Source organism: Pigmentiphaga sp. YJ18 (genome assembly GCF_038066655.1).
Lineage (GTDB): Bacteria > Pseudomonadota > Gammaproteobacteria > Burkholderiales > Burkholderiaceae_B > Pigmentiphaga.
Map to the genome: position 1 here is coordinate 384,907 of NZ_JBBUKU010000003.1, position 12,202 is coordinate 397,108.

General features: G+C 65.5%; 11 protein-coding genes, 1 tRNA gene and 2 pseudogenes. 10 read left to right on the forward strand and 4 right to left on the reverse strand.

What is annotated here, in order from left to right:
* Positions 1-22: 22 nt before the first annotated feature.
* Complete coding sequence (locus WKR98_RS21615) at positions 23-766, reverse strand: IclR family transcriptional regulator (protein WP_161567901.1); 744 nt, start codon at positions 764-766, stop codon at positions 23-25.
* 43 nt (positions 767-809) lie between these two features.
* Complete coding sequence (locus WKR98_RS21620; protein ID WP_341434637.1) at positions 810-1,733, reverse strand: LysR family transcriptional regulator; 924 nt, start codon at positions 1,731-1,733, stop codon at positions 810-812.
* Between the two features lie 99 nt (positions 1,734-1,832).
* Between WKR98_RS21620 and WKR98_RS21625 the strand changes: the two genes are divergently transcribed.
* The 4 genes from WKR98_RS21625 to WKR98_RS21640 are packed head-to-tail and all read left to right on the forward strand — an operon-like array spanning position 1,833 to position 5,484.
* Positions 1,833-2,813: a Bug family tripartite tricarboxylate transporter substrate binding protein gene (locus WKR98_RS21625; RefSeq protein WP_341434638.1), complete on the forward strand. Its 981-nt coding sequence runs from the start codon at positions 1,833-1,835 to the stop codon at positions 2,811-2,813.
* A 2-nt stretch (positions 2,814-2,815) separates the two neighbouring features.
* On the forward strand, positions 2,816-3,601 hold the full coding sequence (locus WKR98_RS21630; RefSeq protein WP_341434639.1) for an SDR family oxidoreductase: 786 nt from the start codon (positions 2,816-2,818) through the stop codon (positions 3,599-3,601).
* A 16-nt stretch (positions 3,602-3,617) separates the two neighbouring features.
* Positions 3,618-4,295 (forward strand): RraA family protein, encoded by a 678-nt coding sequence (locus WKR98_RS21635; RefSeq protein WP_341434640.1) that lies wholly within the window; start codon positions 3,618-3,620, stop codon positions 4,293-4,295.
* Complete coding sequence (locus tag WKR98_RS21640; RefSeq protein WP_341434641.1) at positions 4,282-5,484, forward strand: mandelate racemase/muconate lactonizing enzyme family protein; 1,203 nt, start codon at positions 4,282-4,284, stop codon at positions 5,482-5,484. Before WKR98_RS21635 ends, WKR98_RS21640 begins: the two co-directional genes overlap by 14 nt.
* 15 nt (positions 5,485-5,499) lie before the next feature.
* Here the strand turns inward: WKR98_RS21640 and WKR98_RS21645 are convergent, their stop codons facing one another.
* Entirely contained in the window at positions 5,500-6,369 is an 870-nt protein-coding gene (locus tag WKR98_RS21645) for an alpha/beta fold hydrolase (protein WP_341434642.1), read from the reverse strand.
* 162 nt (positions 6,370-6,531) lie between these two features.
* On the opposite strand from WKR98_RS21645, the pseudogene WKR98_RS21650 reads away from it, so the two are divergent.
* The 4 genes and pseudogenes from WKR98_RS21650 to WKR98_RS29285 all read left to right on the forward strand — a co-directional run.
* Positions 6,532-7,026: pseudogene (locus WKR98_RS21650) on the forward strand (HipA domain-containing protein); the annotation flags it as partial.
* A 342-nt stretch (positions 7,027-7,368) separates the two neighbouring features.
* Positions 7,369-7,695 carry a helix-turn-helix domain-containing protein gene (locus tag WKR98_RS21655; RefSeq protein ID WP_341434643.1) on the forward strand — a complete coding sequence of 109 codons (327 nt, stop codon included), beginning with the start codon at positions 7,369-7,371 and terminating at the stop codon, positions 7,693-7,695.
* Positions 7,695-8,987 (forward strand): type II toxin-antitoxin system HipA family toxin, encoded by a 1,293-nt coding sequence (locus WKR98_RS21660; RefSeq protein WP_341434644.1) that lies wholly within the window; start codon positions 7,695-7,697, stop codon positions 8,985-8,987. Before WKR98_RS21655 ends, WKR98_RS21660 begins: the two co-directional genes overlap by 1 nt.
* 79 nt (positions 8,988-9,066) lie before the next feature.
* Positions 9,067-9,159, forward strand: a pseudogene (locus WKR98_RS29285) (transposase); the annotation flags it as partial.
* Positions 9,160-9,246: 87 nt separating this feature from the next.
* Here the strand turns inward: WKR98_RS29285 and WKR98_RS21670 are convergent.
* Positions 9,247-9,320, reverse strand: a tRNA-Gly gene (locus WKR98_RS21670).
* 187 nt (positions 9,321-9,507) lie between these two features.
* On the opposite strand from WKR98_RS21670, the gene rarD reads away from it, so the two are divergent.
* Together rarD and WKR98_RS21680 are read left to right on the forward strand one after the other, a co-directional pair.
* Positions 9,508-10,425, forward strand: coding sequence for an EamA family transporter RarD (rarD, locus tag WKR98_RS21675; protein WP_341434645.1), 918 nt, complete (start codon positions 9,508-9,510; stop codon positions 10,423-10,425).
* 141 nt (positions 10,426-10,566) lie between these two features.
* Positions 10,567-12,198 (forward strand): tannase/feruloyl esterase family alpha/beta hydrolase, encoded by a 1,632-nt coding sequence (locus WKR98_RS21680; protein ID WP_341434646.1) that lies wholly within the window; start codon positions 10,567-10,569, stop codon positions 12,196-12,198.
* Positions 12,199-12,202: the final 4 nt, after the last annotated feature.

Below are 12,202 nucleotides of genomic sequence, written 5' to 3' on the forward strand. Positions count from 1 at the left end.
CCGCGGACAAAGGCTTTCCCGTTCAGCCGGGAAAGCCCAGCGTCGCCGATATCGCCTGCGCATGCTCCTGCAGCAGCGCAATGATCCGCTTGGGCGGCGCCTTGGCCAGTCGCACGGCCAGGCCCGTCACGCCTATCGCCGCCACGCACTCGCCGCTGGCATCGCGGATGGGCACGGAAATGCCCATCACACCCTCGGCCCACTCTTCGTTGTTGACCGCGTAGCCGTCGCGCCGGACCTTCGCCATGATCTTCTCCAGCGCGGCGCGCGTGGTCGGCGTGTTGGGGCCGAAGCGCGGATAGGGCTCGGCCAGCGCATCCAGCACGGCCCCGGACGAGAACGCCAGCAGCACCTTGCCCGAAGCCGTCGCGTGCATGGGCGCCTGCCCGCCCGTCTTCGCGTTGACGCGGATGCGGTGAGTGCCTTCGACCACGTCCAGATACACGATGCTGTCCCGGTCCAGGGCGGCCAGATACGAGGTCTCGCCCAGTTCATCGCGCAAGGCAACCAAGGCCGGCCGGGCCAACGCCGCCACGTTGTAGCGCTCGCGTATGCTGCTGCCCAGCGTCCAGGTCTTGAGCGTGGGCATGTAGCTCGCGTCGGGCGTCTGGCACACGTAGCCCAGATGCATCAGCGTGTTGAGCAGGCGATGGACATTGCTTTTCTGCAGCTCGGTCTCGCGGGTCAGTTCGGACAGGCTTACCGGCCCGTCGTGCTGACACAGGCGCTCGAACACCTGGAAGGCTTTGATGACTGTTTTATCCATTCGCGGTCTAGATTTTCAATGAGTACCGGCCTTGCGCGGCTGATCATAGCAAAGACGCCTCGCTCGACCGCCGGCAGTGCGACAGGAAATTGGCCACGGCAGCCGATGCTCCGCTACGTGGATGGACGACGTCGATGCGCGTCTCCAGCAAGCGGCTGTTCCCCGCGATCGGCACACGAACCACGCCGCGATGCCCGCTCGCCGCCGCCGATCCGGGTATCAGCGCGACGCCCAGGCGTCCGGCGACCAGCGCCATGATCGTGTAGATATGCGCCGCCTCCTGGACGATGTTGGGCTGGAAGTCTGCTTCGATGCAGGCCCCGACGATCCGTTGATGGAAAGCGGGAACCCGGTCGGCGGAATAGGAAACGAACCGCTCGCGCGAAAGCGCCGCCAACGGGATCGAACGACGCGACGCCAGGGGATGGTCATCGGGCAGCACGGCGCACAGGCGGTCCGCCAGGACGGTTTCGCTTTCCACCCCCACCGCGAGCTCGACCGGCGGACTCAGCAGTCCGACGTCGGCGCGGCCGCTCGATACCAGGTCGGCTACGTCCACCGATACGCCCTCGACAAGGCGCAGCCGGACGTCCGGATACTCCGCGGAGAAGCGGCTTAGCACCTCTGGCAGGAAGCTCACCATCGCCGAGGTAATGAAAGCGATCCGCACCTCGCCCAGTTCGCCGCGCGCGGTCGCCTGGGTCAACTCGACGGACCGCCGCGCCTGGGCCAGCAGCAGCGTGGCCTCCTTGAGCAGGACCGCGCCCGCCTCCGTCAGGCGGATTCCGGCGGAAGAACGCTCGAACAACCGCACGTCCAGCTGGGTCTCCAGCTTGTGCATCGCCACGCTCAGGGGCGGCTGCGACATGTGCAGCATGTCGGCGGCACGCCTGAAGCTTCCGGACTCCGCCACCGCCGCGAACTGGCGCAGCACCCGCAGGTCGGGCAAGGCCGAGGGTATATCCATCATGTATCGCCTTCACGCTGAAAGATATTGGACGCATTACCCCTGCCATCTTACAGCCAGCACCACAACAGCCGTGCAATGAACCCGCCAGGAGAAATCATGGGCTCCCTACCGCTTCCCCTCGCATGGGGCCTGCTCTTGCTGAGCGCCCTTCCCTGCGCCGCTTCCGCGCAGGCCTATCCCGACCGGCCCATCCGCCTGGTCGTCGCCACGCCTCCCGGCTCGACGCCGGACATCGGCGCGCGCCTGCTGGGACATTTCCTGGCGGAGGACCTGAAACAGCCCGTGGTCGTCGAGAACAAACCCGGCGTAAACGGCATCCTGGCCGCGCGGGAAGTACTCAAGGCGCAGGCCGACGGCTACACCTTCCTGATCGCCCCGCAAAGCACCATGTCGGTCAGCCCGCATGTCTATCCCAGGCAGGCCGGCGCCTTTCCGACGGCCTTCGTCGCGGTCGGCCAGATCTATCGAACCGACTTCAGCCTCATCGTCAGCAACGCCTCGGGCCTGCGCTCGGTCAACGACGTCATCGCCGCGGCCCGGAAGGCGCCCGGCAAGCTGACGGCGGCCTACGCCGCGCCCGGCAGCGCCTCCCATGTGTCGGCCGAACGCTTCAAGCAGGCCGCCGGCGTCGACATCTATACGGTCTCCTTCAATGGCAGCCCCGCCGCCGTGCTGGCGGTAGCCGCCGGCGACGCGGACATGCTGTTCGAAACCATCCCGTCCACCGAGTCGGTGGTCGCCACCGGCAGGGCGCGCCGCATCGCCATGACGGGACCCGCGAGATTCGAACTCGCCCCGAACGTCCCCACGGTGGCCGAGTCCGGCCTTCCGGGATTCGCGGTGACGACCTGGGCCGGTCTCTTCGCCGCCAAGGACCTGCCCGCGAACAGGCTGGACCGGATCGCCACCGCGGTGGCCAAGGCGCTGAAGAATCCCGAACTGGTGCGGAAGATCGCCGCCGCCGGCTTTCTGCCCGGCGAAACATCGCCCGTGGAGTTCCAGAAGTTGTGGCTGGCCGAATCGGCCATGTGGAAAAAAACGGTGGATAGCGCACCGGCATTGCAATTGGAGCGTTGAGCATGGATCTAGGAATCTCGGACAAGGTCGCCCTGGTCCTGGGCGGCGGCGGCGGCCTGGGAGGCGCCATCGCGCGGGCCTTGAGCCGCGAAGGCTGCCGCGTGGCGGTGGCTGATCTCAACCTGGGGGCGGCGCAGGCGGTGACATCCGACATCGCCGAACGCGGCGGAAAAGCCGTCGCGCTGCAATGGGATCTCGGCCGGCTCGACCAGCACGACGAGAAGCTCGCGGCGCTGGAAGCGGCCCTCGGTCCCGTCGACATCCTGGTCAACAACTCCGGCGGGCCGAAACCCTCCACGCCCCTGGAGGTTCCCGACGACGACTGGCGCCGCCATTTCGACGCGATGGTGCTGACGCTGATGTCGCTGTCCCGCCGCATCGTGCCGGGCATGCGCGAACGCGGTTGGGGCCGGGTCATTACCTCCACGTCGTCGGGCGTGGTCGCCCCCATCGCCAATCTTGCCGTCTCGAACGCCTTGCGCCTGAGCCTGGTCGGCTGGTCCAAGTCGCTGGCCAACGAGGTCGCCCGCGACGGTGTGACGGTCAACGTGGCGGTCCCAGGGCGCATCGCCACTTCCCGCGTGGCCGCCCTCGACCAGGCCCGGGCCGCCGCCTCGGGCCTCTCGACGGACCAGGTGTCGGCGGCCAGCCTCGCCAGCATCCCCGCCGGCCGCTATGGCGACCCTGGCGAATACGCGGACGCGGTCGCCTTCCTGGCCAGCGCACGGGCCAGCTACATCACCGGCAGCGTCCTGCGCGTGGACGGCGGCCTGATTGCCAGCATCTAGACCAAGGAGAACATCGATGACCATGACGAAAGAGCAACGCCGCACCCTGCGCGAGCGCTATGCCAAGGTCGACACGGCCAACGTGGCCGACGTGCTCGACGAACTGGGCCTGTTCGACCAGGGCCTGGCACCGGAATTCCGCCAACTGATCGGCACCGGCAAGCTGGCCGGCTGGGCCTTCACCATCCGCGGCCAGATGGTGCCCGGCCCCCAGGGGGGCGACGCGCAGAAAATGCGGGCCTGCCAGGAGATCTCGGACGACGAGGTCAGCGTATGGAGCGGAGACGGCCGCGGCATCTGCTACTTCGGCGAACTCATCGCCATAGGCATGAAGGAACGCGGCTGCGTCGGCGCCCTGATCGACGGCGGCATCCGGGACCTGCACTGGCTCAACGCCATGCAGTTCCCCATCTTCGCGACCTACCGCACGCCGGTCCAGTCCATCGGACGCTGGCGCGTCACAGGCTGGCAGGAGAAGGTCTACCTGGCCGGGGCGACGGGCAACCTGGTCGCCGTGTCCCCCGGCGACTTCATCCTGGCCGATGCCGACGGCGCCATCGTCATCCCGTCGGCCCATGCGGAGAAGGTGCTGGTCGAGGCCGAGCGCCTGACCGAACAGGAAGCCCGCATCCGCCAGGAACTCGCCAACGGCTTGTCGCTGTCCGCCGCCCTGGAGAAGTATGGACACGTCTAGCGCGGACGAGTGCGGCATCCTGCCAGCGGACCTGCACGCCCTCTTCGCGCTTCGCGTGACGAATGTCTCCGCCTACGCCTGCCTCGCACCCACGCCCGCCGTCGTCTCGTCTTTCGGCGCCCGCCGGGAGCGAGGCGCCCTGCTGGTCGCGCTCGAAAACGAGAGCGGCCACGTCGGGTGGGGAGAAATCTGGTGCGGGATGCCGGCGGCCGGCGCCCTGCACCGCCTCGCACTGCTGCGCGAATTCGTCGCGCCCTTCCTGGCGGGGCAGCTCGTGCGGGACATTCCGGCATGCGTGCGGACACTGGGGACGCGGCTGGCGCCAGTGGAAATCCTGGCGGGCGAACGCGGCCCCGTCTCACAGATCCTGGCCGGGCTGGACAGCGCGCTCTGGGACCTGCGCGCGAGGGTGGCGGGCCTCCCGCTTCATGCACTGCTGGGAACCGGCAGCCCCACCCTGCGCTGCTACGCCAGCGGCATAGCGCCCGATGCCTCCGAGGCGGCCCTGGACCGCTTGAGGTCCCAGGGGCACCGCGCCTTCAAGTTCAAGGCGGGTTTCGACGACGCCCGTACCCTGCCCCTGCTGGCGGACCAGCGGCGCCGGCTCATGCCGTCCGAGCGCATGATGATCGACGCGAACTGCGGCTGGACCCCGCGGTCCGCCCTTGCCGCCGTGCGCGAACTCCGGGAGGTCGAACTGGAATGGATAGAAGAGCCGATCCGGCCGGACTGCGCCGACGACGACTGGATGCGGCTGCGCGAGGCTGCCGCGACGGCGCTGGCGGGCGGCGAGAACCTGTTCAGCGAAGCGGAGTTCTCGCGCGCGTCCGCCTGGCTCGGCGTCGTCCAGCCCGACGTGGCGAAGTGGGGGGGCGTCTCGCAGGCACTGCGCATCGGGCGGGAGGTGGAACGCCGCGGCGGCCTGTTCTGCCCCCATTCGTTCGGTACCCACATCGCGGCAATGACGTCGGCCCACGTCCTGGCTGCCGTGGGCGGCCGAGGCTACCTGGAGCTCGATGTGAACGACAATCCCTTGCGGGCCAGCACCAGCTACGCGGGCTGGATCGCCCAGGGATCGATCACGCTGCCGGACGCACCCGGCATAGGCGTCGGCCTGGACGTCACCGGCATTTCCACCCATGTCCGGGACAGCTTCAGCATCGCGGCGGCGGGTGTAGCGTTCACCTGAAGCGGTATCAGCCGATCAGGCCGCCTGCACCCGTTGCAGGAACCCCCGTATCAGCGCGACCACTTCGTCCAGATGCGTTTCCAGCAACCAATGGCCGCCGTCCAGCAGGTGGAGTTCGGCATCCGGCAAGTCGCGCAGATAGGCACGGGCGGAGGCTTCAGGCATGTAGTGGTCCTGCGGCCCCCAGACAATCAATGTGGGCGGCTGGTGGTCCGCCAGGTATTGCCGGTGCTGTGAAAACCACGATCGGTTCTGTTTCAGGCCGGCGATCAAGTCGATGGCAACCTCCTTGCGGCGTGGCGTCATCAGGGACCAATGCAGTCTCCATAAGTCCGGGGAAATTCGCTCCGCGATGTCCGGCCGGACATGATTCAGGAACTCCTCCTGAAAACTCGCTTCGGTGATGCTGCTGCCGATGGTCCGACGCATGTCGGCTGGCGGCAGCGTCCAGGTGGCTTCGATGTCCGCGTATTTGGGACCCAAGGCGTCTTCGTAGGGAACGTCGCCATTCTGGATGATCAGCGCCGTCACCCGATGGGGCGCCCGGATCGCCAGCCGCGCCCCGATCGGCGAACCGAAATCGTGCAGGTAGAGCGCGAAACGGTCCAGGCCAAGGGCCAGGACGAAGCGCTCCAGGAAGGCCGCATAGCCGTCGAAACTGTAATCAAAATCGTCGGGCGTGGCGCTGTAGCCTGCGCCGGGATAGTCGGGCGCGGCCAGCCGCCAACGATCCGCCAGCCGAGGCATCAGATTGCGGAATTCGTAGGAAGAACAGGGGTAGCCATGCGGCAGCAGGATGGCCGGCGCGTCCGGCGGGCCCGCTACGCGGTAGAAGGTATCGATATTGTCGACGCGGATGCGGCGATGCTGGACAGGCTCGACCATGCGAGGCTCCTCAGACGGCAGGGCAAGGGATATGTGCTGGGCGACTGTCGCTCATCAGCAATCGCGGTGCCCGCATGGTCCGCGCCGGGGGTGGTCCGGATGCCGTTCTGCGGCAAATGCGTCGAACTTGGGGTCAAGGTACGAAACGGGCGTGGAGCATAAAGGGTGATCGCCCGCGACCATGCCAAACGGCGCCGAATCGATCCCAAATTGGCTGCATTGACGGAGTTGGACTGGCTCGCGATCGGCCAGTTTCCCAGTGTGAACGACACGCGCAGCGTCACTCGCGGCGAGGTCCTGGCTCTAAAGTTGGCGACGCTGGCAGGCATCGACGCCGCACCTGCGCGCATCGTCTCCCTGGCGGAAGTGCCGATAGCCATCATCCGCCGATTCGATCGTGATGGCGCCGATGGCCGTATTCCCTATCAGTCAGCCGCATCGTTGTTGCAGGCCTCGCGCGAGGAAGATCGCAGCTACGCGGAAATCGCGGATGCCATCCGTCCCCACGGTCATGAATCTACCCGGGATCTGCGCCAGCTATGGCGCCGCCTTGTATTCAACCTGTTGATTACGAACGTAGACGACCACTTGCAGAACCATGGTTTTCTGCAGGTGGGGCACGGGCTGTGGCGTCTAGCGCCCGCCTTCGATATCGACTCGGCTGGTCGTAGAGCAAGGGCGCCGCGACAACGTGCAGATCCGTCGCCGCTGTTCCCAAGACATTTCATCGCGTCTCTGTAGACGTCGATGGAGCTTAGGAAATTTCCCACGGTCTCTCGACGAGTATGGAGATTTAACTGGAGCGGGTGAAGGGAATCGCATCCAGTCCCTAACCCTTTGATTTTTAAAGGGGTGATCGCTGCGGTGATGTAGAGATGGACTTGATTATGGACTTGGTTGGGAAGGGTGGCAAGGGCCGGGTAGCAGCCTTCCGGTTATCAAATAATTGCTCCATTGGGAACTCTTATCTATAATTTAAGCTCCTCTGGGATCACTTAAATGAATTCCCACATCCCCCTGCCCGTCGAACGAGCGATTCGGAAGCTCGGCGGCGACATTTCTCTGGCCCGCAGGCGACGCCATATCTCCCAGGCTTCGCTTGCCGAGCGCATGGGGGCATCCTTGTCCACGGTGCGCCGCATGGAGAAAGGCGATGTGCGCGTGCCCATCCATTTCTTCGCTCGGGCGCTGCACGTCTTCGGCGAGATCCAAGCGCTGGAGCATCTGCTGGACACACCGAACGACGAGATTGGGCTGACGCTGATGGACGAAAACTTGCCCAAACGCGTACGCAACAAGTCCGGCGGATCCTCGGGAGCATTGTGATGGCTACCGCCGCACCGATCCGTCAGCAAGTTCAAGTCTGCATCGGCAAGGCTGGGCTACCGCTCGGCTCGCTTGTATACGTCCAGCAAGGTCGGCGTGAAAACTGCGCCTTTGCCTATGACGAGGCGTGGCTGGCCAACCCCGAGCGCTTCAACGTATCGGCCGACCTGCAACTGATGCCTGGCCACCAGCCGCACAAGGCTGCCTCGCCCCATGACTCCGTATTCCATGGTGCGATCGCCGATACTGCCCCAGACGCCTGGGGCCGGCGCGTCATCGCCCGCGATCATGCCAAACGGCGCCGAATCGATCCCAAATTGGCTGCATTGACGGAGTTGGACTATCTATTGGCGGTCGATGACTTCAGTCGCGTCGGCGCACTGCGCTTACACGGCCCGGACGGGGCCTGGCATCGAACAGTGCCCGAAGGCCGACGCACTACCCCACCGTTGATCGAGCTCGAACACATCTATCAAGCCAGCCGCGCTGTCGAGCGTGGGCAGGAGACGGCCGAAGACTTGCGCTACCTGCAAGGCAAAGGCACCTCGCTGGGCGGCATGCGGCCCAAGTGCACCATGGTGGACGAAGACGGCTGGCTCGCAATCGGCAAGTTCCCCAGTGTGAACGACACGCGCAGCGTCGCTCGCGGTGAGGTCTTGGCTCTAAAGTTGGCAACGCTGGCAGGCATCGACGCCGCACCTGCGCGCATCGTCTCCCTGGCAGACGTGCCGATAGCCGTCATCCGCCGCTTTGATCGTGACGGCGCCGATGGCCGTATTCCATACCAATCAGCTGCATCGTTGTTGCAGGCCTCGCGTGAGGAAGATCGCAGCTACACGGAAATCGCGGATGCCATCCGTTCCCACGGTCATGAACCTACACGGGATTTGCGCCAGCTATGGCGTCGCCTTGTATTCAACTTGTTGATTACGAACGTAGACGACCATTTGCAGAACCATGGTTTCCTGCATGTAGCGCATGGACTGTGGCGTCTTGCGCCCGCCTTCGACGTCAACCCTTTTCCGGACAAGGAACGGGAATCCAAGACCTGGTTATCTGAAACAGATGGTCCGATCACCGATGTGCAGATGCTGCTAGCCCGCGCGTCCTACTTCGCACTGGATAAAAAACAAGCATTGGGTGTCTTGGCAGACGTCTATGGGGCCGTCGTGCACTGGCGGCAGACTGCTCTTGGAGCGGATGTCGGACTACGTGCGAACGAACTGGATGATTTCGCAGCGGCTTTCGAGCATGAACAGATGGATGCTACGGCTGCGCTGCTGGGGCATTGAAAATGGCGACTCCTATGTCCCCAGTGCCGGATTGCAGGACGATCCGATCCGCATCGACGTGCCCCGAGATCGAGAAGGCAGTAACGGCCTGAAGGGCATGCCCGAGGCACTGGCAGCCGTGTTTCCGGCGACCACCCTGAAGACCTGCATCGTCTACCTGACCCGCAACAGCCCCCCATCAACACCTGTGGTTGGCAACGGTCGGACTCAGCTTTGGAACTATGGGAAAGACAGCGATGGCCAGAACGGCCTGAAAGACTGGAGCGGGTGAAGGGAATCGAACCCTCGTATGAAGCTTGGGAAGCTGCCGTTCTACCATTGAACTACACCCGCCTTGGACGCCCAGGCTGACCGCTTGGACGGAAGACACTACCGCTAGACGCGACAGGACTGCAATTCTAAGCCCGAATTCGAAGGCCGGCAAATAAGGGGCAAGCCCTCATATTGTAGATTGTAGTCATTCTCACTTATCTGGACGCCCCACTACGCGGCATTCCCTGCCTGCGTCCTATCCATCCCGATGACCGCCCCCCCCTCCCTCAACACCTCCACCGGCGTCCTGCTCAACGTCGTATCCTCGGCGCTCTTCGCGCTGATGTCCGCCTACACCACCCTGCTGCGCCCCCTGGACGGCGCGGCCATCTATGGCTGGCGCATGCTGCTGACGGTCCCCGCGCTGACTCTCCTGGTCCTGGCCATGGGGCGTTGGCACGAAATCCGCCAGCTCGCCGCGCGGGTGCGCCGCGAGCGGTTCTTCTGGGCGCAGCGCGTGCTGTCGGCCACCCTGCTCGGCGCCCAGCTCTGGCTGTTCATGTGGGCGCCCGTCAACGGCCACGGGCTCGACGTGTCGCTGGGTTATTTCCTGCTGCCGATCGCGATGGTCGCGCTGGGCCGGCTCGCGTTCAAGGAGCGCATCAGCCGGATGCAGTTGCTGGCCGGCGCGCTGGCGCTCGTGGGCATCGCCTACCAGTTGGCGATCGTCCGCACCGTATCCTGGCCCGCGCTGCTGGTGTGCCTGGGCTATCCCGGCTATTTCTGGCTGCGCCGCGCCACCCATACCAATACCCTGGGTTCGCTGTGGCTGGACATGACGCTGGGCCTGCCCGTCAGTGTGCTCTTCGTCCTGCAGGGCGGCTACGCGCTGCCGGCCGATGCGCCGCCCAGCCTGCCATGGCTGATCCTCGGCCTGGGGATCATCAGCGCCTCGGCGCTGGGGTTGCAGGCGCTGTCGGCGCCGAAGCTGAACGTGACGCTGTTCGGCCTGCTGATCTATGTGGAACCGGTCCTGCTGGTGGTCGTCGCCGCGGGGGTGCTGGGCGAATCGATTCCTTTCTCGCATTGGCCCACCTACCTGGCGATCTGGGTGGCCGTGCTGGTCCTGGTGGCCGAGGGGGCGTTCACCATGGCGCGTCATCGTTCGCCGCCCCGATTATCCTGAACAATCGATCAATTCATGTAAATTTTCGAATTCCCAAATGAAATCTCCCGGCTTAGAGTGCGGCGGACAAGAAGGCTGCGCCCACCCTCGCCACGCGCACAAGATCGACAACGAGCGCGGCGCCACACCAAAGGAGAAATCATGGGATATCCACTTCCCGCACGCACCGCATTGCCTGTCGCGCTTGTCCTGGCCGCGTCGCTCGCGGCCTGCGGCGGCGGCGACGGAGGCGGTGACGGCAGCGGCGGGACTCCGCCGCCCGTCTCCCCGGAACCCGTCGCCCGCGCCTGCCAGCTGGAAAGCTTCGCCGACGTGCGGATTCCCTCGGCGAGCATCACGGCGGTATCGTCCGTTCCCGCCGGCACCTATCGCCCCGCCGACAGCCGCCAGGACCTGAACGACGTTCCCGCGTTCTGCCGCATCGACGCCGTGGCCATGCCCACGGCCAGCTCGCGTATCAACTTCCAGCTCTGGGTGCCCGAGGGAGCCTCCTGGAACGGCAAGCTGGTCACGACCGGCAACGGCGGCTACAGCCCGGCGCTGAGCTACGCCGACATGGCCTACGCCATGCGGCAAGGTTATGCCGTCCTGGGTGGCGATACCGGCCATCAGACGGAGGACATGCTGTGGGGCGTCGGCAATGCCGAGAAAATCATCGACTGGGGCTCCCGATCGGTCAATGCGATCACGGTCGCCGGCAAGCAACTGCTGACCGAGCTGCGCGGTGCGCCGGCCAACCGGGCCTACTACCTGGGATGTTCCACGGGCGGCCATCAGGGGTTCGCGGAGGCGCAGCGCTATCCCGAGGATTTCGACGGCATCATCGCCGGCGCGCCGGGCAATAACCGCACGGCCCTGAACATCGAATTCATGTGGCGTTTCCGCTCTAACCGTCCCGCCAACGACAACCTCACGCAGTTCCTGACGACGGCCAAGCTCCGCCTCATCACGGACCGCGCCGTCGCGGCCTGCGACACGCTGGATGGCGTGGCGGACGGCGTCATCGACGATCCCCGCGCCTGTACCGCGGGCAAGTTCGACGTCGCCAGCCTGCTCTGCACCGCGGGCGATGCCGCGGACTGCCTCACACCCGACCAGCTTGGCGCCGCGCGGAACATCTATCAGGGTCCGCGCAATCCCCGCACGAAGGCCCAGCTCTATCCCGGCTGGCCCGTGGGCAGCGAGTCGGGCTGGTCGGGCTACATGGGATCGACCGAACCGGTGCGGGCCGATTTCTGGCGCTACTGGGTTTTCGACGATCCGCAGTGGAACTGGTGGACATTCGATTTCGACCGCGACGTTTCTTATGCGTATGCGAAGATCGCGCCACTGGTCGACCAGACCAGCGCCGACCTGTCGGCGTTCAAGGCGAGGGGTGGCAAGCTGATGGTCTATCACGGCTGGAGCGATCCGGTGGTCAGTGCCTATGACAGCATCGGCTACTACGATCGCGTACTCGCCGCGCAAGGATCCCGGACAGCGCTCGATGAGTTCTACCGGCTCTTCCTGGTTCCCGGCATGGGCCACTGCAGCGGCGGCCCCGGCGCGACCACCTTGCGCGCCGACGGCGACGCCGCGCCGGACCCGAGCCGCGACATCCTGGCCCTCATGGACCGGTGGGTGGAACAAGGCAAGCCCCCGGACGACTTCGTCGCATCACGGATGGCGGGAGGATCGGTACAAAGGACCCGCCCGCTGTGCGCCTACCCCAAGCAGGCGGCCTACGAGGGAACAGGCGACCCGGATGACGCGGCGAACTACGTCTGTCGCTGAAGCC

Bases quoted from the DNA above. Each gene is read 5' to 3' on its own strand.
- WKR98_RS21655 (WP_341434643.1), top strand. From the start codon at position 7,369: ATGAATTCCCACATCCCCCTGCCCGTCGAACGAGCGATTCGGAAGCTC.
- WKR98_RS21630 (WP_341434639.1), top strand. From the start codon at position 2,816: ATGGATCTAGGAATCTCGGACAAGGTCGCCCTGGTCCTGGGCGGCGGC.
- WKR98_RS21645 (WP_341434642.1), bottom strand. From the start codon at position 6,369: ATGGTCGAGCCTGTCCAGCATCGCCGCATCCGCGTCGACAATATCGAT.
- WKR98_RS21640 (WP_341434641.1), top strand. From the start codon at position 4,282: ATGGACACGTCTAGCGCGGACGAGTGCGGCATCCTGCCAGCGGACCTG.
- WKR98_RS21680 (WP_341434646.1), top strand. From the start codon at position 10,567: ATGGGATATCCACTTCCCGCACGCACCGCATTGCCTGTCGCGCTTGTC.
- WKR98_RS21660 (WP_341434644.1), top strand. From the start codon at position 7,695: ATGGCTACCGCCGCACCGATCCGTCAGCAAGTTCAAGTCTGCATCGGC.
- rarD (WP_341434645.1), top strand. From the start codon at position 9,508: ATGACCGCCCCCCCCTCCCTCAACACCTCCACCGGCGTCCTGCTCAAC.
- WKR98_RS21625 (WP_341434638.1), top strand. From the start codon at position 1,833: ATGGGCTCCCTACCGCTTCCCCTCGCATGGGGCCTGCTCTTGCTGAGC.
- WKR98_RS21635 (WP_341434640.1), top strand. From the start codon at position 3,618: ATGACCATGACGAAAGAGCAACGCCGCACCCTGCGCGAGCGCTATGCC.
- WKR98_RS21615 (WP_161567901.1), bottom strand. From the start codon at position 766: ATGGATAAAACAGTCATCAAAGCCTTCCAGGTGTTCGAGCGCCTGTGT.
- WKR98_RS21620 (WP_341434637.1), bottom strand. From the start codon at position 1,733: ATGGATATACCCTCGGCCTTGCCCGACCTGCGGGTGCTGCGCCAGTTC.